Source organism: Pseudoalteromonas mucoides, from assembly GCF_049257175.1.
Classification (GTDB): domain Bacteria; phylum Pseudomonadota; class Gammaproteobacteria; order Enterobacterales; family Alteromonadaceae; genus Pseudoalteromonas.
In genome coordinates, this window is the sequence record NZ_JBMMUC010000014.1 from 83,752 (window position 1) to 104,649 (window position 20,898).

The following is a 20,898-nucleotide window of genomic DNA, read 5'->3' on the forward strand; positions in this document are numbered from 1 at the left end:
GCTTATTGGCTATGTGTTGTGCCCGATCCACATAGCCAGTTTATTTTTAAGATTACTCGGCTTAATCGGCTTTGTGAGGTAGTCATTCATACCTGCAGCAATGCAACGATCCCGATCACCCGCCATAGCACTCGCTGTCATAGCTATAATTGGTACGTGATTAAATATTGATCCAGCAGTTCCTTTTCGAATCGCAGCAGTAGCTTCATACCCATTCATATTTGGCATCTGGCAATCCATTAATATCACATTAAATGGTGTATTTTGATGTTGCTTTAAGATCTCAATTGCCTCAATGCCATCGTTTGCACACGTTACATTAACTTTCGTACGCCTTAAAATAGCTTTAGCAACCTCTAAGTTGATCATATTGTCATCAACCAATAAAACTTTATAATCTGATAAGTCGTACTCTTCTTCCATTTCAAATGGTTTATCTGCCGGTAGTAAGAAGCGATTATTTGCACCAAAAATACTGGCCAATTTATAACTAAACTGATCTTGTGTTAGTGGCTTATTCAATACATGGCAACTTTGCGGGTAAGTAGCTTTTATGTCTTTGCTTAGTAATAAATCACGTAAGATAAGCATGTATTTTTTATTCTGTTTTTCACATAAAGCAATTATTTTTTCAAGTTCAGGATGTTCATTATCAATAACCAGCAAATCAACTTTAATTTCATCGTAATTGAATTGATAATCAAACCGCTGAATATTATTTGAATTAACTTGGCAATTTTTAACAAGTAGGTTATTGATATTATTATAAACACTGTCTTTTTTAATTAATACGCCGACTTCTATATCTTTAGCAAGCTCTATTGGGGTATTCAATTTTTTTTCTGGTGCTACATGTAGTTCAATATGAGCTGTAAAACAGCTGCCTTTCCCCTTTTCACTCTCAACAGTAATATCCCCACCCATTAATTGGGCGAGCTTTCTGCATATTGAAAGCCCTAAACCAGTGCCGCCAAAATGGCGGGTTGTGCTATTGTCTTCTTGGGTGAATACTTCAAATAGTTTTTCTATATTCTGCGCTGCAATCCCTATTCCAGAATCTTGAATTGCAAAACTCATAATCAGTTTATCTTGGGTCAGGTATTTACAATCAAGGCTTAAACTTACTTCGCCTTGATGAGTAAATTTAAAAGCATTATTCAACAGGTTTATAAGGATTTGCTTGAGCCTATGGCTGTCACCGACCAACATCCTGTCGAGTACCTTGTCTGTATTTAAAATAACTTCGAGGCCCTTTCGCTGCCCTTGTAGTGCCATTGACGTGATCATATCACTGCAGACTGTAATGACGTCAAAACTATGGTTATCAATGTCGAGCTTACCAGCTTCAATTTTTGAAAAATCAAGAATGTCATTTATTAATGTCATTAAGGATGTCGCACTTGAATTTGCAAGGTTAAGGTAATTCGACTGTTGCTCATTTAAAGGCTCTTCACCAAGCATTCCCAACATACCTAATACTCCGTTCATAGGTGTACGTATTTCGTGGGAAATATTAGCAACAAAATCACTTTTAGCATTGCTAGCTGCTAATGCTTCTTCAATAGCAGTTTCAAGCTCAACAGTACGTTGAGCTACTTTTTGTTCGAGCGTGTTGTTTAATGTTTGTAACTCGCTTTGAATCGTTTTAAGTGAGTTGATATCTCTTAAAATAGCAGCAACCTGATGTTTTTGAGTAAACACATCATAAACAGAAGTAAGAGTTATTGAGTAGTACTGCTGTTGCTGAGTTTCATCTGAGTAGATGGCTTCAAATGGTGGCTTAGTTCCGGCATTGATTGTACTGGCAATACATTGTTGATCTTCTTCTTTTAGAGTAAATAAATCAGTAAACTTAGTAACACCATCTGTTAAATTAAAATTTGCTCTGGCTGTATAGTTAGATTGACAAATCACTCCTTCTTCTTCAATTGTAAGGATAGCGTCGAGAGAGTTCTCTATTATTTTATTGTTTTGTTCTTTTAATGAATGAAGTTCTAACTTGCGATTTATATATCGTTGATACAACCACACTAGAAATAAAATAACCGAAAATAAAGAAACTAACACCACAATAAAATTGTTGCGTCGTTGAGACACTTCTTTCAGTAGTACCTCACTGTCGATAGAAACAGCAAGTTCTAAAGGTAGCATTGCAATATTACCTTCAAAGTGAAGACGCTCCTTCAAATAAAACTGTTTTGGTAATTGTGACATTGACAAGGTTATATCTGAGTTAATTTCTTGATTACTATTAAATACATCTGCCCATCTTACATCTTGACCAAATTCAAAGCCAAATTGAATATTACTATCAGGATGGTAAAGAAATTGGTCTTGACTATTCAAGAGGTAAACACTCACGCCTTCTGTGGTATTTTTTGGTAAATTGGCTAATAAAGGCTCTGCAAAATAATTAGTCACTAGTACTGCAAAAACGAAGCCCTGCTCATCAAATACCGGCTTTGCAACTCTATATGTGCTTGTGTATGGACGCTGAATCTCTCCATTCTCACGATTATAATTAATAGGTGAAATGTACACAGTATTTTTATTCTGCATACTGGCTTTAAGCATGTAGTCACGCTGACCTTTTTTTTGTAAAGCATCCCCCTCAATACGTATTATTTCTTTATTTATACGATCGACTCTGATTAATTCCTGCCCTTGATTCGCTAAAGTTATATAGCGAGCTTGTGATAAGGTTTCATCTGTACGCATAAACCCAGTAAATATTTCAGCTAGGCGGGTTTGCCAAACCGAAACCTGAACATTAAAAGCAGGATCTACATTATTATTTGCAAGGGAGCGACGTATACCTGATATTGGAGGAGTTGAGTCTAAAAAATTGATTGAAGAAACACTATTTTGTAATTGGGATTTAAGATACTGCTTTTTAGTTTCAAGTGTATAGCTAAGATCTATTTTTGCATTATTATAAACATCACTGCGAGTTTTCAATTCAAAAACATATAAACTGACAGCCGCTAACACTATTGATGACAGTAGAGCGAGTAAAAAAACTTTGTTTGTTTTAAACAAACTCGAAATTGAGCTTGGGCTTTGCATGAAATCAATGCCATATCGATAAAATTTATTATCATCAAGTATAGAGCATTTACACATTGAATTAATCGATATTTCAGAATTATTTATCTTATTTATTGAAATATATAGAAATGGTGGCTGGGCAGCCACCATTAGATGACTTACCTAAATAAAACTTCTTCTTTATTAAACCACTTAACACAAAACGCAATCAAAGCGCCTGCAACAATAACCGTTGCTAAAAAGATTAACCCCACCAAAGTGTAATCAACCGTTCCTTTGATTATCTCTTTAATAGCAAGAGCAACATTAGTCACTGGGATAAATGCAGTTTTAGCAGTCAACTCTACATTAGGCAAAAGCGCCACTATAATTGGAAAAATCACGCCCATGCTCAGTGGAGTCATGTAATTTTGCGCCTCTTTAAAGCTACGGGCATAAATAGATATAGCCAACGCAAGAGATGCAAATATAGCTGCTAGAGGGAGTAAAATAATAAATATCAACGCAAAATCTATTACATGTAAAGTACTAAAGGCCGTTTTTGCAATCTCTAAATCCATAACATTTATGGCAATGGTGATCCACACGCCCATGCTCAAAACAGTAATACTGGTTGTTACAATTGATGACACCAATAAAGTGATAAATTTACCAAGTACCAGTTGGGTACGTGTAATAGGGGTTAATAGCAGCGTTTCGAGTGTGCCACGTTCTTTTTCCCCTGCCCCAATATCGATGGCTGGGTAGCTTGCTCCCATTAACACTAGTGGAATTAATAAATAGGGTACAAATCCACCTATTTTTTCACCTAAGCTTTCGCGCTTATCGGCAGTGTCAACTTTAACAACTTTAATCGGGTCTATGATGGCCGTTTGTAGCTCCTCACTAATACCATAACTGGTTAATTTATCAGCCCTTATTAAATTGCCAAATTCGGTTGCTAAATCTTTTACGCGCTGGAATAAAAAGTTTATTGATTTGGCGTCATTGAATACAACTTGCCACTCACTTTGCTTTTCACCGTCCAGTGTTGCTCTTGCATTACTTGGCAGGTAGATCCCCATATCAATATGGCCTGCTTTTACTGCATCTTTAAGTTGCTCAGCCGTAGTAAACGTTTTATCACCTTGGTAAAGTTTAAAACTTTTATGATAAAACACTTTGTCTGTGAATTCTTGAGCGTATTCGCCATTAATAATGGCATACGTATGAACTTCTTGTTCGGCCTCAAGTGCCGCTTGAGAAGTGATAAACGCCATTACAGCAAAAATTAACGGGAATACGGCTATTGGTAACGCCACAATAAACAATAATGTTTTTTTATCGCGTAGAAGCTCTTTTAATTCCTTTTTAAATACCTCAAACATCGCGCTTCTCCGTCAAAATATTCATAAATGCTTGGTTAAGTTCTTCGCTATTACCAGCGTGTTTAAAATCTGTAACTGTACCATCAAAACAACTAATACCTTCATTAATAACCGCAACACGATCACACAGTAGGGCGACTTCATCCAAGTGGTGGGTTGAAAATATAACCGGTGTGCCCTGCTCTTTTAACCCTTTAATAAACTTAATCACAGTTTGAGTAGTCATGATATCAAGCCCCGTTGTTGGCTCATCAAGAACTACTACTGCGGGTTGATGAACAACAGCACGTGCAATATTTGCTTTTTGTTTCATACCGGTTGATAGATTATCAGCGCGTTTATCAATAAAGCTGTGCATATCGAGTAAATCAAACAACTGTGCACAACGCGAGGTAATGGCTGCTTTTTTCATGCCATGTAACTTTGCGAAATACTCTATATTTTCTTTCACTGTTAAACGGCCATACAACCCCGTACTACCAGACAAAAAGCCAATTGACTTACGGCCAAATAATGGTTTTTTTATGATATCTTGCCCTGCGATGGTAATACTGCCTTCATCTGGCACAAGTGCAGTCGAGATCATTCTCAATGTGGTGGTTTTTCCTGCCCCATTTGGCCCAAGTAAACCAAGTACTTCACCTGCATTACAATGGAAGCTTACATCCCTAACTGAATGAAAGTAATCTTTATCCTCTCGTGGATCCGTTTTTTCAAGCTTGTTTTTTTTATGATCTTTCGTTAGCTTAAATTTCTTTTTAAGCCCTGCTACTTCTATCATTTTCGTGTCCTTCGTTTTGGCCTAAAGTAATCCGTATTACTGTAGAAATCACTGTTATTATTATCAATATGCCAGCCAGGAACACCTAACAATGGCAAAGGAGATAATAGACTATTATCAGCTAGACAATTATTTTTCCCAATCATCTCATAAAGCACTGTATCTAGGTGCGCATATTGCGCAGTTAAATCTTTACAAAATGTGTCATCAGGTACTTTTACAAAAAAAGCTTTTCCGGTAAGCCCTATATATGGCTTTGTCAACATTTCATAATTTGCATGACCGAACATATAGGCATTAATGCTTTGTCCCCACTGCTGGCGTAAATCGACAAAAGCAGTTTGCCATTGATGATCTCTTAATAGTTCGGGCCATTGAGAATCTGTTACGGCTAAAATAACGCCACATTCATCAAACAGTGTTAATGCATTACGGTGTTTACTTCGTTGCTTTGTGCCATGCAAACTGATTTCTTCAACGTGTCGCTTATTCAATAAAGCTTTGGTTTTAGGAAATAGGCACCAAATAAAGCCACCAAATAAATCATGCCAGTTTTGTTGGCGAGTCGGTACATAGCCTGTATCAAATATAATTTGTTCGTAATAACGCTGTTCTTCACTAAATAAAGCGTCATCTTTAAATACGATCGGTCTATTATTTTCATTTACGCCAGTTAGAAACGGTGAAAACCAATCACACGTGGGCCAATCTAATTGCTGATTTAACTTAAATAGACTATTTAAATGTTCAAAGGCACCACTGCTTACTAACTGAGGGTGCCATTGCTCATAAGGGGTAAACCGCTTCATGAGTACCTTTTGCTTTACAAGAGTATTAACTCAGTTTACCGCAAAAACTGGTTCTATTTAATAGAAGTTCTTATACTGTTAGCACTTAAAACAAAAAAAGAGTGACTATGAAACGTTATTTTTCTCTTACACTACTGGCAAGCGCAGTGCTTGCAGGTTGTGCAGCAACAAGTCTCACTTCTGAAGATGTTGAACAAGGCTATGAGTCTATCAATGCACAGCAACTTGCAGAGCATGTAAAGGTATTAGCATCTGATGAATTTGGTGGTCGTGCACCATCATCTAAAGGCGAAGAGCTGACTCTTGCTTATTTAACTGAACAATTTACAGCAATTGGTTTTGAACCAGGTAATGGCGACAGCTTTTTGCAAGAAGTACCGCTTGTATCTCTCGAAGCAGATTCTGATATGGTTTTATCAATTGGTGGCAAAGATTACCAATATAAAAAAGATATGGTCATGGGCAGCAGCCGTATTAGTGAAAACGAGAATATTAAAGATTCAGAGCTTGTCTTTGTTGGTTATGGTGTAAACGCGCCAGAGTATAACTGGAATGACTATGAAGGCCTTGATGTAAAAGGTAAAACAGTGGTCATGTTAGTAAACGATCCCGGTTTTGCCACCAAAGATCCAGCGCTATTTACTGGCGATGCAATGACCTATTATGGTCGTTGGACATACAAATATGAAGAAGCTAGTCGTCAAGGGGCTGCTGGTGCAATCATCATTCATGAAACAGCCCCTGCTTCTTACCCTTGGTCTGTTGTTGAGAACTCATGGAGTGGCGAGCAGTTTGGTTTTCAAAAAGAAAATAACAACATGGATCGTGTCACTGTTGAAGGCTGGGTTACAACTGATGTAGCTAAAGAGCTCTTTACAAAAGCAGGCCTTGATTTTGACACTGCAAAACAAAATGCAGCAAAAGGTGCCTATCATGTCGATATGGGCGATTTAACAGCCTCAGTAGCAGTTAAAAATACCATAAAAAAATCTATCTCATATAACTTCATCGCGACGTTACCAGGTAGCGAAAAACCAAATGAGCACATCATTTATTCTGCGCATTGGGATCACCTAGGTACAGATAAAAATCGTAAGGGCGATCAAATTTATAATGGTGCTCACGATAATGCAACTGGTACAGCGGGTATGATTGAAGTGGCTGAAGCATTTGCTCAGTTGCCTAAGCACCCTAGCCGTTCAATGACTTTCTTAGCCGTGACAGCAGAAGAGCAAGGTTTACTAGGCTCTAAATACTACGCTGCAAACCCAGTGATCCCAGCCAATCAAACTGTTGCAAACATTAATATGGATAGCCTGAACCTATTAGGTAAAGTGAAAGATATTAGTGTAGTCGGCATTGGTAAATCACAAATGGATTCTTTGTTAGCCACAGCAGCCAAAAAACAAGGCCGAACAGTGTCTGGCGACCCTAAACCATCGTCTGGTGGTTACTATCGCTCTGACCATTTTGCCTTTGCCAATATGGGTGTACCAGCCATGTATGCTGGCGGCGGCAGTGAAGCACTTGATGAAGAAACTGCGAGTTACCGTAAGCGTATGAGCTTAGTGTTGCGTGGTTGTTATCATCAACCATGTGATAGATACCGTGATGAATGGGATTTATCTGGTGCGGTACAAGACTTACAGTTGTTTTATCAAGTAGGTTTTGATATTTCTGAGCAAGTAGAATGGCCAAAATGGAATGAAAACTCAGAATTCCAAAGAAAATAATGCAAATGATATTGATTTTCATTTAATTTAATTCTAAAGTGCAACTTAATAACGTTTTAGGTTGCACTTATGTTTACTCTCACATTGCCAAAGTTTATCTCATCTATTTCAACACGCCCTTTTATTGAAAATAAACGTATGGTGTTGCCACTGATTTTGCTTATCTGTTTGGCCTACTCCCCTATTCGCGACATTACTCTTGCTGCAATGAGTGATGCATTTTTTCAAGTTAGTGTGTTTGTCGCTGCTACGCTTTTTATTTATTACTACCTAATAGACAGAGTTCCCCAATTAGAGTTAGCTTATCTCAATGCTAAATCACCCACATTAGAAGTGAGCTTCGCCTCTTTTTTAGGTGCTTTACCAGGTTGCGGTGGTGCAATTATCGTGGTGACTCAATTTACAAAAGGGCAAGCTAGCTTTGGCTCTATCGTTGCTGTATTGACTGCGACCATGGGTGATGCCGCCTTTTTATTACTCGCTACTAAACCAACTGAAGGCGGGCTAATAATGCTTATTGGATTAAGCGTTGGTGTGATCAGCGGCACTTTGGTGAATTACTTTCATAAAAGCGACTTTTTAAGACCTGAACACCAAAATGTAGAACAAGAATGCGAGTCCCAACCAAGTAAAGCCATCATTTTGAGCAAATCAATTTGGAAGGTTATATTAATTCCCAGCCTTATCATTGCTTTACTTATCGCACTCAATGTTGATTTTGCACAATTTGGCTCGGGATTAAATGATACGGTTATGTTTTTTGGTGCTGCAATGGCATTATATGCAGTAATAACATGGGCTTTTTCATCTAAAGGTAGAAGTTATCAAGACATAACCTGTGAAGAGGAATCAAGCCAACCGCCCTCTAAGCTATATAAAGTGTTACAAGACACACATTTCGTGACCGCCTGGGTTGTAGCGTCTTTTATGTTGTTTGAATTATTGGTTACCTTTGCTGGTGTTGACTTAAAAGCATGGTTTTCACATTATGCCTACCTGGCACCACTGATCGCTGTGCTCATAGGCTTTTTGCCTGGTTGTGGTCCACAAATCATTGTTACAACTTTATATATTCAGGGTATTATTCCATTTAGTGCCTTGGCAGCAAATGCTATTTCTAATGATGGTGACGCCCTCTTCCCAGCAATTGCAATGGCACCAAAAGCCGCACTTATCGCAACCTTCTATTCAGCCATTCCTGCGGTGTTAGTTGGCTACGGCTTGTATTTTTATGGTGTTTAATCAGACCAACAGACACAAAAAAGCTCAACAATAACGTTGAGCTTTTTTACTGCAATAAGCGTTAGCTCATTGCCATCATCATTTTGGCTGGATCTTCTAGATACGATTTCCATAGATTATTAAAACGAGCAATAGTCCCGCCATCAATAACACGGTGATCGCCAGACCAACTTACCTGCATAATCGCTTTACTTATCACGTTACCTTTATCATCAAAGCGCGGGAGATGCTGAAGTTTACCTAATGCAACAATTGCAACTTCTGGCTTATTGATAATAGGCGTTGCGATAGTCCCACCTATTGCGCCAATATTAGAAATACTGATTGTGCCACCTTTTAAGTCATCAGGGCTAACACGACCGTCTCTAGCAGCGTCAGTTAAGCGAGTAACAGCATTAGCTACATCAATAATACTCTTATTTTGGCATTGTTTGATATTTGGCACCAAAAGGCCAATTTTGGAATCAACGGCCATGCCAATGTTATGGTCGTTAAAATAGGTTAATTCAGTACACTCATCATTTACTTTAGAGTTTAGTACCGGGTATTCTTTCATCGCTAACGATAGCGCCTTAATAAAAAACGGCATCATCGTTAATTTAATGCCCTGCTGCTTGTATTGTTCTTTCAACGAGCTACGTAAAGCAATTAAATCAGTTAAGTCGATTTCATCACAAAAAGTAAAGTGTGGAATGCTACTAACAGATGCAACCATCTGTTTAGCCATGGCAGCTTTAATCCCTTTAATAGGCTCAACACGTGTGCTTTCATTACTAACAGCCGCTGTATTGACCACAGGTGCGTTAAGCTCAGACGTATCAATACTATTTGGTACTTCTGAATTTACAAATTGCTCTATGTCTTCTTTATAAATACGGCCGTTTTTTCCGCTTCCTGGTACGCACGTTAAATCAACATCCATTTCACGCGCTTTCCGACGTACTGCAGGCGAAGCAACAGCCTTTTTATTCACAACCTGAGTACTAACATTACACGTTGGTGCAGCTGATGTGTGCTCTTTGGCGTTGGACTGCGCTTTAACAACAGCGTCATTCACATCAACCTGGGATTGGCCAGTACCTGCAATGCTCATTTGAAACAGCGGACTATGAACCTGTGCAACATCCCCTTTTGCATAGTAGAGCTTGTGAACTGTACCAGTATATTTAGCAGGAATTTGTACCAGCGCTTTATCTGTCATTACATCACAAACAGCTTGGTCTTCTTCAATGTGCTCGCCTTCTGCGACTAACCATTCAACAATTTCACACTCAACAATTCCTTCACCTATATCAGGTAAAATAAAATCTTCTAATTGTTCAGAGCCATTATTTGCTGGGTTTGTTGATTGCTCAACCGGTTGCGAGCTCGCTTCTCCTGCAACATCCATCGCAAATAAAGGGGCATGTACAGCCGCGATATCACCTTTTTTATAATACAACTTGGTAATTACGCCATCGTGAACGGCGGGAATTTGCACCAACGCTTTATCTGTCATTACATCACAGATAGGTTGATCTTCAGCGACTGTGTCACCTTCACTAACGAGCCACTCAACAACTTCGCACTCAACAATGCCTTCGCCAATATCGGGTAAAATAAAATCTTTTGCCATGATAACTCCTAAAATTCGACCGATTGCTTAATGGCAGCAAGTACTTTTAATGCATCTGGCACATATTCTTTTTCAAGTGCCAACGGATAAGGTGTATCAAGTCCACACACACGTAGGATTGGAGACTCTAAATGTAAAAAGCATTCTTGCTGAATCGTTGCCGCGATCTCGCTACCAAAACCGTTAGTGATTGGTGCTTCATGGCTTATTACTAAGCGCCCTGTTTTCGTAACTGACTGCGCAATTGTTTCAACATCCCAAGGTAATATGCTGCGTAAATCAATCACTTCACAGCTAATGCCTTGTTCAGCAGCTTGTTTTGCAGCATCTTCGATAATTTCCATTTGTGCGCCCCAAGCAAGTAATGTTACATCACTTCCTTGCTCAACAACCTCAGCTTTACCAAGCTCAATGCTGTAATCTTCTTCAGGTACTTCACCTGTAGATGCACGGTATAAACGTTTAGGCTCAAAGAAAATAACCGGGTTATCATCTTTAATAGATGCACGTAATAAACCTTTAGCTTGGTATGGGTTACGAGGTACTACAATTTTTAATCCTGGAGTATGAGCAAAATAAGCTTCAGGGGATTGAGAGTGATATAACCCCCCTGCTATACCACCGCCGTAAGGCGTGCGTATGGTTAAATTACCCACATTAAACTCATTACCACTGCGATAACGGAATTTAGCTGATTCATTGACGATTTGGTCAAATGCAGGAAAAATGTAATCGGCAAATTGTATTTCTGCCAGCGCTGGCGCGCCAAATGCAGCAAGACCATTTGCAAAGCCCATGATCCCTTGCTCAGTCAATGGAGTATTAAAAACGCGATGCTGACCATACTTTTCTTGTAACCCTGACGTGGCACGAAACACGCCACCAAAGTAGCCCACATCTTCACCAAAAATACAGGCTTGCGGATGCTCTGCCATCGTAATATCAAGGGCTGAATTAATTGCATGTAACATATTCATTTTAGCCATTACTTAATTCTCCCTGCAGTGACTGGATAGGCATCAGGATGTTGCTTAATATGGGTTTTTAATTGCTCATATTGACGTTGTAATGATGGTATTGGCGTGTCGTATACATCAGAAATCAACTCTTCTAATGCTGGTTTCTCAATCACCTCTGCACGTTTTAATGCAGCAAGAATGTCTTCACGAATTTGTTCTTTCGCTTTTACATCGTCTTCGTCATTGAGCCATTCTTGTTTTATTAACCACTTACGAAAACGTTCTATTGGGCAAGCCTGATAGTTAGCTTCTTCCGCTTTAGAACGATAACCACTGGGATCATCTGACGTTGAGTGAGCGCCTAAACGATATGCAATTGATTCGATTAATACCGGCTCACCCGTGGATGTTGCTATTTCTCGCGCTTTTTGAGTTGCCGCAAATACCGCTAATGCATCGCCGCCGTCAACACGAATTGTTTTAATACCATAGCCAACACCACGAGAAGCAATGCCATCGCCTTTGAATTGCTCATCTGCAGGAGTCGAGATAGCATAGCCATTATTACGGGCAAAAAAGATCACCGGGGCTTTATGCACTGCAGCCATATTTAAGCCTGCATGAAAATCACCTTCAGAGGCCGCCCCTTCACCAAAGTAACATATAGTGACATTGTCGATATTACTTTTTAGTTCACCCGTTTTAGCGTCAACGTGCTTAATTTTTTGACCATAAGCGTAACCCGTTGCCTGCGGTATTTGGGTACCTAATGGCGACGAAATAGTCATGTAGTTCAATGCTGCACTGCCATAGTGAATCGGCATTTGACGCCCTTTACCTAAATCAAGTTCATTTGAAAACATTTGATTCATAAATTGGTCAAGGGTGAAACCACGATAATGCAATGCTGCTTGCTCACGGTATTGCGCCATGATCATATCATCTTGATCCAGTGCTGCTGCTGAGGCTGTAACCGCAGCTTCTTCACCTAAACATTGCATATAAAAGCTAACGCGGCCTTGGCGTTGTGCTGCTTGCATACGTTCGTCAAGCGCTCGGATAAAACGCATTGTTTCGTATAAGTGAATTGCTGTGTCTTTATCAATATCGGGTGCACAAGCACCGCTGTGGATATCGCCATCCTCGGTTAAAATACTCAAGGTTGGAATATTTAAGGCATGACCATCAATAAATGCAAGTTCATGGCTAATATTCTGCGATACGTTATTTGGGTTACTCATAACCTACCTTCTTCTGTTGTCGAGAAATACAGTGCTAAATTAGGTAACCTAAGATCAGGTTAATTATTATTATTAGTAATTTTTGCTAGGTTAATCTTTGCAAAAATTGCACTGTAATTAAATTAAAGCTGCCAACACTTTACGTTAACGTAAAATGTTATTCAACTAATCATAGACGAATGATTGATAAATGACGAGAGAGGGACTGGAAAGTTAACTATACAATATAAAGTGATATTTAAAATCATATAGTTAACTAAAATACTAGACTGAAATTATTTAAAATTCTCATTAATTTCAAGGGGAACAACGGTTAATAATGCACGTTGGCCTAGCGCTACATCTGCATTTGGAAAAATAATGGCTTCCCCATCTACATCTGCGTAATAACAGGTCTGACCATTTTTGGCGAGTAATTCGCCTTTCGCAAAGCCTGTAAAATTAACGGCATCATCAGAAAATGGGAAAGAAAAATCCTGCTCCGTGCGATTAATTGAACGATGGACAGAGAATAGTTCAAAATCATCTGCATTAAATTGCTTGTAGTTAACTTCATTTTGAGTAATTAATGCAATTAACGTGTCTTTAGTTTTGGCAAAGCGAGACATATCATTTTCACCAAAAGGTTTTACCTGACCAAGTTCTACGGTGAACGAGTCTGCGCCGTGTACATAAGACGAATAATAACTAAATGTGGTTGCGGCAGACTTCATCATCAAAACAGTATTTACACCACAGCTGAGTAAAAACTGCAGCTGAGATTTTTTCCACGGTTTACCATGCAAAAAAGGATACACTGCAAACTTATCGTTTTTAGACCCTCGTATCGCAGTATGTAAGTCATAATGACATCGTGCACTGTTTGCTTCGCCTCGTGCAAAAAAATCACTCACATAGTGTTCAAGCTTAGCTGCGCGAACACGCTCATTATTCATTGTAACGCCATCCGCCGTGTGATGTCCGTTGAATAACCTATTGAGGTTTTCTTCTACAAATCGCTTGCCAATATTGATTGATTGCGGATTACCGTAAATAAACAAAACCCTTTGTGCGAGTGCAAGTTTACCTTTGATAATACTTTTAATTAGCTCATCACATATTTCGATAGGTGCAGTTTCGTTACCATGTATTGCACTTGACAGAACAATGTCTTTTGAAGTTGTCACCTGAGGTTGAAATTCAATGACCCCTGTATCATGTACATTTACTTTTGTACCGTTAGACAAAGTAAATTCACCTGGGTCCAAGTGCCATTCATTTTCTCGGCTTAATGTGAGGAAATCTCCTGAGATGTGTAATTGTTCAATATAATCTGATGTGGCTGACATGTGCATCGCCTTTTGTGTGGAGTAAATACAAAAACGGCTGAAAGAATCAGCCATTTATGCTTTTTATATAATTAGCTAATTACAGAATCAACTAGCTTTTTAGCTTCTTTTTCTAGTAAGGCTAAGTGCTCTTCACCTTTAAAAGATTCTAAATAGATCTTATAGATATCTTCTGTACCCGATGGACGTGCTGCAAACCAACCGTTCTCAGTCACAACCTTCAATCCACCAATAGCAGCATTATTACCTGGCGCGTGCGTTAATTTTTGTAAAATTGGCTCACCAGCTAATGTGTCTGCAGTGACATCTTGCGCACTTAAAGCTTTTAAACGCTGCTTTTGTTGTGCTGTTGCTGGTGCATCAATACGCTTATACAAAGGCGCACCAAATTCTTGCTCAAGCTCTTTATAAAGTGCTGATGGCGTTTTACCTGTGACTGCTAGGATTTCTGCACCAAGTAATCCCATAATAAAGCCGTCTTTATCTGTATTCCATACCGAGCCATCAAAACGTAAAAATGACGCGCCAGCACTTTCTTCACCGCCAAATGCGAGTGAACCTTCGTTTAGGCCCTCTACAAACCATTTGAAGCCAACAGGCACTTCTTTAACTTGACGATTATTACGTTCAACTACGCGATCAATCATCGCACTTGACACTAACGTTTTGCCGATTTGAACATCACTAGACCAATTACGGTGATTAAGTAAATAATCTATTGCAACAGCTAAGAAATGATTTGGATTCATTAAACCATCTGGAGTGACAATGCCATGGCGGTCATAGTCAGGATCGTTACCAATGCCAATATCAAATTTATCTTTAAGTGCGATTAAATTTGTCATTGCATAAGGAGAAGAGCAATCCATGCGAATTTTGCCGTCTTTATCGAGCGGCATAAAAGCAAAACGCGGATCAACACTTTCATTTACGACTGTTAGGTCTAAATTAAATTTTTCCGCAATTATAGGCCAAAAGTTAATCCCAGAACCACCGAGTGGATCAATACCAACTTTCACTTTTGCTTGAGCAATTTTAGCAACATCAACTACATTGACCAAGTCGGCAATATACGGTGTCATCAAATCTTGGTACTTTATAAAACCCGAACGAGATGCTTTAGCAAACGGGAATAATTCGACCTCAACTAAGTCTTCTAATAACAACTTGTTGGCTCTGTCTTCAATCCATTTGGTTACATCGGTATCTGCCGGACCACCATTAGGTGGATTATATTTGAATCCGCCATCTTCAGGTGGATTGTGAGAAGGCGTCACCACAATGCCATCTGCTAATTCATGTGGGTGGGTTTTATTATGACAAACTACCGCATGACTGATAACAGGTGTTGGGGTGTAATCATCATTTTCTTGAGTAATTACTTGTACTTCGTTAGCGACTAATACTTCAATTGCAGAGTTATAAGCGGCTTCACTTAGGGCATGGGTATCTTTCCCTAAAAAAAGCGGGCCGAAGATATTATTTTGCTTTCTGTAATCGCAAATAGCTTGGGTAACAGCAAGGATATGTGATTCATTAAATTTCACATCGTAAGAGCAACCACGATGCCCTGATGTACCAAACGCAACACATTGCTCTGGATTTTGTTCTAAATCTGGCTCATTTAAATAATAAGCCGACACTAATTTTGGTACGTTTACTAAATCAGATTGAGTTGCAGCTTTACCTGCACCTGGATGAATCGCCATTACATTTCCTTATTAGTTATAAGTAATCTCTAATTTGTTCTGCTTGTTCGGCATTATAACCCAAGCCAAGCGCCACTTCGTGCAACATCATTTTCTTTCGTGTTGTATTTGAATTTGTCATGACCCAATATTCACTGTCAGTGATATTTTTTGGATTCATGCTGCTTCCACTATTAACTAAATCTTCTTTGCTAGTAGCAAAATAAACGCGATCACGGCCTTGCACATCAAGGACAGCTGAAAAATCGTCTTTGTGTGTACGATGTAATGCAGACAAAATAAATAAAAACCGCCCAACAACGCCCTTTTGCATCGCGAGCTCTTCTTTATTAAGTACGTTAAAGACACTAGCGTTTTTTTGCTTCATTTTTGTGACTGGCTTTGCGGGTGCTTCTTCAATGATTACTTGTTCAGCAGGTACTTCACTTTGTGCTGTAGCATCTGCGTCAGCTTGGCTCTGCTCAACGTTGTCTGTTGTTTGTTCAATATCGCCGTTAAGGTTTAATAAACGACGTAAAATAGTTGATGCACTTTCGCCAATACTTTGCGTATTACTCGCAATGTATTGATACAACTCGTCGTCTATGTCAATTTTTTTCATGTTATTCCTGTCGTTACGGGTCATATTTTTTCATTCAGCTTGATTATACCCAAAGCTGATTTAATTCTCTATGTTTTGCAATTTGTTATTTCACTAGGCAAACTAAGCACACTTTTATTGGAGACCACAATGCTATTAAATTATAAACAATCGGGCCAAGGTTTGCCTGTCATTCTTATACATGGTCTATTCGGCTCACTTGAGAACCTCAACGTCATTGCCAATTCATTGGCTGACAATTTTCTCGTTATCAACGTAGACTTGCGTAACCATGGACGCTCACCACACAGCGAAACTATGGACTATGCGAGTATGAGTCAAGATATAGTAGAGCTTATGCAGCATTTAAATATAGATAAGGCACACTTTGTTGGCCATTCTATGGGTGGTAAAGTCGCTATGCAAGTGGCTCATTTATATCCTGAAAAAGTCAGTCGTTTAGTCGTTCTCGATATTGCACCGGTTGCTTATCAAGCTCGCCACACAAGTATTTTTAAAGCCCTTAATAATGTAGCTAATCAAGCAATTAATGATAGAAAACACGCTGACTCTATTATGCAAGAAGATATTAGCGAACTTGGCGTACGCCAGTTTTTGCTTAAAAGCTTAGCAAAAAATGAACAAGGCGCTTTTGCTTGGCGATTCAATTTAGCTGCTTTGAACAATAAATATGAAAATATTTTATCAGATATTAAAGCAAATGATTCTTGTTTATGCGATACTTTGTTTATTAAGGGTAATGACTCTGATTACATATTGCCTCAATATAAAGAAGCAATTATGGCTCGCTTTAAAAATGCGAAAGCGAAAATTATTCACGGCGCAGGTCACTGGCTGCATGCGCAAAAACCGCAAGCTGTGAATAAATCAATCAGTGATTTCTTACTTGCCGACTAGGCCAAATTTAATCACGTGTTTTTGCTATAGCACACTAAATTATTACGATTTAGTGTGCTATAGTACGCGCCGTTTAATTTAAAGGTTATACGTTGATGGTCAGTCAGTTAATTAACGAATTTGATACCCTTGGGTTGTATTTTGGCTTAGCCGGTGTGTTCTTTTTTATCGGTATGGCTATTCAAGATGTACTAAAACGAGGCAGTGTGCCTAAATTTGGTCGTTATATAGTATGGCTTGTACTCTTTTTAGGCTGTTCTGGTTTTATTGCCAAAGGACTTATTCAAGTGTTTTGGCAAGGCGCAGGTGTAGGATAACTAACCATGGCTAAATCAGAAACAGACAGAACAACACTCGATTTATTTGAATACGAAAAACGCCCAGGCAGGCCTAAAACGAATCCCCTTCCACGGGACATTCAGTTAAAGGTAAATAAACGTAATCAAATAAAAAGAGATAAGGCACGTGGTTTAAAACGTGTTGAATTTAAAGTTTCATCACAGCTTTATCAGGCGTTAAGTGATATGGCCGATGCACAAAATATTAGCCGCAGTGCACTGATTGAAACGATTTTACAAGAAAGATTGGCTATTGATAGATAAAAGGTTTTAAATTCATGGCAAGTGTAGGTATTTTTTTCGGTAGTGATACAGGTAACACAGAACACGTAGCTAAAATGATCCAAAAAGAATTGGGTAAAAAGCTTGTGGCTGTTCATGATATTGCGAAAAGCTCAAAAGAAGAGATCGCAGAATTTGATTTAATCTTATTTGGCATCCCTACCTGGTATTATGGTGAAGCGCAATGTGACTGGGATGACTTTTTCCCTGAACTCGAAGAGATAGACTTTGATGGCAAACTTGTTGCTATTTTTGGCTGTGGTGACCAAGAAGACTACGCTGAGTACTTCTTAGACGCGATGGGCATGATCAACGATATTGTTACTGAACGTGGTGCTATCGTTGTTGGCCATTGGTCAACTGAAGGTTATGACTTTGAAGCATCTAAAGGCATGGCTGATGATAACCACTTTGTTGGTTTAGGGATTGACGAAGACCGTCAACCAGAGCTGACAGAGCAGCGTGTAAAAGCATGGTCTGCACAAGTTTATGAAGAAATGTGCTTAAGCGAACTTGCTGACTAACAAGCTTAAAAAGCGTCAAATGGCGCTTTTTAATTATGCTTTTGTTTAGCAATTAAGCTTTCAGATACTTTATTGAAATTGATCTTTGCACTTAAGCGTTTAGCACGTTATTCTAAGCGTTGCTAATGTGTCGTGCACATCTTTTATAAGGTGTACTAGTATAACCAAATTAATATTGAGACAGATTTAATGACTGATCACAACTTGGAATTAAAGAAAGCCGGTTTAAAGGTAACTTTACCGCGTATTAAAATTTTAGAGATATTACAATCTCCAGATAACCAACACATCAGCGCTGAAGATGTTTACAAAATTCTTTTGGATCTAGGCGAAGAAATTGGTCTTGCTACGGTTTACCGTGTTTTGAACCAATTTGATGATGCAGGTATTGTTTCTCGTCACCACTTTGAAGGTGGTAAATCAGTATTTGAACTATCTGGCAGCACTCACCACGACCACCTTGTTTGCTTGAAGTGTGGCAAAGTTGTTGAGTTTGAAGATGACTTAATTGAACGTCGACAGGTTGAAATTTCTGAAGCAAATGGTATTAAGCTAACTAACCATTCTCTTTACCTTTACGGCGAGTGTACTGACACTGAAGCGTGTAAAGCTTTTGCTGACAGCCAATAATTTAGCTTTATAAGTAATAAAAAAAACCTGCTTAAGCAGGTTTTTTTGTATCTATTACTTTTAGAGCAGAATTACTTCTGCTCTATTTTAGCCCATGAATCACGAAGACCCACTGTTTGATTAAACACTAAGGTTTCAGACTTAGTATCGCGGCTAAAGTAACCTGTTCGCTCAAACTGAAAACCTTGCGCTGGGGTAGCTTTTGCTAGTGAAGGCTCAAGCTTTGCATTAGGTAAAACAACTAGAGATTCTGGATTTAGTGTTGTTGCAAAATCTTCAGCCGCAGCGGGGTTTGGCACACTAAATAAGCGATCATATAAACGTACTTCAGCTGTAACAGCTGCAGTTGCGCTGACCCAGTGAATCACCCCTTTAACTTTACGCCCATCACTTGGATTTTTCCCTAGTGTTTCAGGGTCATAGCTACAATATATAGCTGTGATTTCACCATTTTCATCTTTTTCAACGCGGTTCGCTTTGATCACATAAGCACCGCGTAAACGCACTTCTTTATCAAGCACTAAACGCTTAAATTTATTGTTGGCTTCTTCACGGAAGTCTTCGCGTTCAATATAAAGCTCACGTGTGAAAGGGACATCGCGACGACCCATTTCTTCCTGATTTGGGTGATTAGCAACTGACAGTGTTTCAGCGTCATCGCCAAAATTCTCGATCACAACTTTAACAGGATCAAGTACAGCCATTGCACGCGGTGCGTTTTCATTTAGATCTTCACGAATACATGCTTCAAGCATGCCCATTTCAACCATGTTTTCTTGTTTAGTTACACCAATTCGTAAACAAAACTCACGTATTGAAGCTGGTGTATAACCACGGCGACGAAGACCGGCAATTGTCGGCATACGTGGATCGTCCCAGCCTTCAACGTGCCCATTTACGACTAAGTCGTTTAACTTTCGCTTAGACATAATCGTGTATTCAAGGTTTAATCGTGAAAACTCAATTTGCTGTGGATGACATTCGAGGCTGATATTATCCAGTACCCAGTCATATAGACGGCGGTTGTCTTGGAACTCTAATGTACACAAAGAATGAGTTATACCTTCAAGCGCATCTGAAATACAATGCGTGAAATCATACATAGGGTAAATACACCACTTGTCAGCAGTTTGATGGTGATGTGCAAAACGAACACGATAAATAATTGGATCGCGAAGCACCATAAATGAGCTTGCCATATCAATTTTAGCGCGTAATACACACTCACCTTCTTTAAACTCACCATTACGCATTTTTTCAAATAACGCGAGGTTTTCTTGCGGTGATGTATCGCGAGTTGGGCTATTTTTACCTGGCTCTTTTAATGTGCCACGGTATTCACGAGCTTGATCTGCAGTTAAAAAACACACATAAGCCAAGCCTTTTTCAATCAACTCAACCGCATAACCATATAGGGCATCAAAATAGTTAGATGAGTAATTGATTTCACCATCCCATTGAAAGCCTAACCACTGCACGTCTTCTTTTATAGAATTTACATAGTTGATGTCTTCTTTTTCTGGGTTAGTATCATCAAAACGTAAATTACAAAGACCGTTATAATCTTGTGCGATACCAAAATTTAAACAGATCGATTTTGCATGGCCAATATGTAAGAAACCATTAGGCTCTGGTGGAAAACGCGTATGCGTGGTCGCATGCTTTCCTGATGCTAAATCTTCATCAATACGGGTTCTAATAAAATTACTTGGGCGATTCTCAATTTCCGCCATAGGAGTACAATCCTCACATAAGTGCATGGTTACAAAACTACTGCATTATTACAAAAACAAC

18 protein-coding genes are annotated in these 20,898 nt (G+C 39.0%); 7 read left to right on the forward strand and 11 right to left on the reverse strand.

The annotated features are described in order from the left end of the window. Positions 1–9: 9 nt before the first annotated feature. The 4 genes from AAEU30_RS15685 to AAEU30_RS15700 form a co-directional block, all read right to left on the reverse strand. A complete protein-coding gene (locus AAEU30_RS15685; protein WP_421961301.1) occupies positions 10–3,066 on the reverse strand; it encodes an ATP-binding protein in 3,057 nt (1,018 codons plus the stop codon). A gap of 140 nt (positions 3,067–3,206) precedes the next feature. Further along, positions 3,207–4,415, reverse strand: a complete 1,209-nt coding sequence (locus AAEU30_RS15690) for an ABC transporter permease (RefSeq protein WP_421961302.1) — start codon at positions 4,413–4,415, stop codon at positions 3,207–3,209. Continuing rightward, a complete protein-coding gene (locus AAEU30_RS15695; RefSeq protein ID WP_421961303.1) occupies positions 4,408–5,196 on the reverse strand; it encodes an ABC transporter ATP-binding protein in 789 nt (262 codons plus the stop codon). Before AAEU30_RS15695 ends, AAEU30_RS15690 begins: the two co-directional genes overlap by 8 nt. Further along, positions 5,193–6,005, reverse strand: coding sequence for a DUF3025 domain-containing protein (locus AAEU30_RS15700; RefSeq protein ID WP_421961304.1), 813 nt, complete (start codon positions 6,003–6,005; stop codon positions 5,193–5,195). Before AAEU30_RS15700 ends, AAEU30_RS15695 begins: the two co-directional genes overlap by 4 nt. Positions 6,006–6,112: 107 nt before the next feature. Between AAEU30_RS15700 and AAEU30_RS15705 the strand changes: the two genes are divergently transcribed. Continuing rightward, on the forward strand, positions 6,113–7,738 hold the full coding sequence (locus tag AAEU30_RS15705) for a M28 family metallopeptidase (RefSeq protein WP_421961305.1): 1,626 nt from the start codon (positions 6,113–6,115) through the stop codon (positions 7,736–7,738). A gap of 69 nt (positions 7,739–7,807) precedes the next feature. Continuing rightward, a complete protein-coding gene (locus AAEU30_RS15710) occupies positions 7,808–8,980 on the forward strand; it encodes a putative manganese transporter (protein ID WP_421961306.1) in 1,173 nt (390 codons plus the stop codon). 61 nt (positions 8,981–9,041) lie between these two features. On the opposite strand, the gene AAEU30_RS15715 is transcribed toward AAEU30_RS15710, so the two are convergent. From AAEU30_RS15715 to seqA, 6 genes are all read right to left on the reverse strand, one after another. Next, positions 9,042–10,595: a dihydrolipoyllysine-residue acetyltransferase gene (locus tag AAEU30_RS15715; RefSeq protein WP_421961307.1), complete on the reverse strand. Its 1,554-nt coding sequence runs from the start codon at positions 10,593–10,595 to the stop codon at positions 9,042–9,044. An 8-nt stretch (positions 10,596–10,603) separates the two neighbouring features. Further along, on the reverse strand, positions 10,604–11,581 hold the full coding sequence (locus tag AAEU30_RS15720; RefSeq protein WP_087532180.1) for an alpha-ketoacid dehydrogenase subunit beta: 978 nt from the start codon (positions 11,579–11,581) through the stop codon (positions 10,604–10,606). Continuing rightward, positions 11,581–12,795, reverse strand: coding sequence for a thiamine pyrophosphate-dependent dehydrogenase E1 component subunit alpha (locus AAEU30_RS15725; protein WP_421961308.1), 1,215 nt, complete (start codon positions 12,793–12,795; stop codon positions 11,581–11,583). The genes AAEU30_RS15720 and AAEU30_RS15725 overlap by 1 nt, the downstream gene beginning before the upstream one ends. Before the next feature lie 275 nt (positions 12,796–13,070). Beyond that, positions 13,071–14,123 carry a succinylglutamate desuccinylase gene (gene astE / locus AAEU30_RS15730; protein WP_421961309.1) on the reverse strand — a complete coding sequence of 351 codons (1,053 nt, stop codon included), beginning with the start codon at positions 14,121–14,123 and terminating at the stop codon, positions 13,071–13,073. A 71-nt stretch (positions 14,124–14,194) separates the two neighbouring features. Next, the gene (gene pgm, locus AAEU30_RS15735) at positions 14,195–15,832 is read right to left on the reverse strand and encodes a phosphoglucomutase (alpha-D-glucose-1,6-bisphosphate-dependent) (RefSeq protein WP_421961310.1); all 1,638 of its coding nucleotides are present in this window, start codon (positions 15,830–15,832) and stop codon (positions 14,195–14,197) included. Between the two features lie 16 nt (positions 15,833–15,848). Then, a complete protein-coding gene (seqA, locus tag AAEU30_RS15740; RefSeq protein WP_421961311.1) occupies positions 15,849–16,433 on the reverse strand; it encodes a replication initiation negative regulator SeqA in 585 nt (194 codons plus the stop codon). 129 nt (positions 16,434–16,562) lie between these two features. On the opposite strand from seqA, the gene AAEU30_RS15745 reads away from it, so the two are divergent. From AAEU30_RS15745 to fur, 5 genes are all read left to right on the forward strand, one after another. Beyond that, on the forward strand, positions 16,563–17,330 hold the full coding sequence (locus tag AAEU30_RS15745; protein WP_421961312.1) for an alpha/beta fold hydrolase: 768 nt from the start codon (positions 16,563–16,565) through the stop codon (positions 17,328–17,330). Between the two features lie 95 nt (positions 17,331–17,425). Further along, positions 17,426–17,647, forward strand: a complete 222-nt coding sequence (locus AAEU30_RS15750; RefSeq protein WP_256826032.1) for a DUF2788 domain-containing protein — start codon at positions 17,426–17,428, stop codon at positions 17,645–17,647. Between the two features lie 6 nt (positions 17,648–17,653). After that, entirely contained in the window at positions 17,654–17,932 is a 279-nt protein-coding gene (gene ybfE, locus AAEU30_RS15755; RefSeq protein ID WP_058558703.1) for a LexA regulated protein, read from the forward strand. 14 nt (positions 17,933–17,946) lie between these two features. Further along, on the forward strand, positions 17,947–18,474 hold the full coding sequence (gene fldA, locus AAEU30_RS15760; protein ID WP_087532186.1) for a flavodoxin FldA: 528 nt from the start codon (positions 17,947–17,949) through the stop codon (positions 18,472–18,474). A 189-nt stretch (positions 18,475–18,663) separates the two neighbouring features. Then, entirely contained in the window at positions 18,664–19,104 is a 441-nt protein-coding gene (fur, locus tag AAEU30_RS15765) for a ferric iron uptake transcriptional regulator (RefSeq protein ID WP_087532187.1), read from the forward strand. 71 nt (positions 19,105–19,175) lie between these two features. Here the strand turns inward: fur and glnS are convergent, their stop codons facing one another. Then, positions 19,176–20,837 (reverse strand): glutamine--tRNA ligase, encoded by a 1,662-nt coding sequence (gene glnS / locus AAEU30_RS15770; protein WP_421961313.1) that lies wholly within the window; start codon positions 20,835–20,837, stop codon positions 19,176–19,178. Positions 20,838–20,898 lie beyond the last annotated feature (61 nt).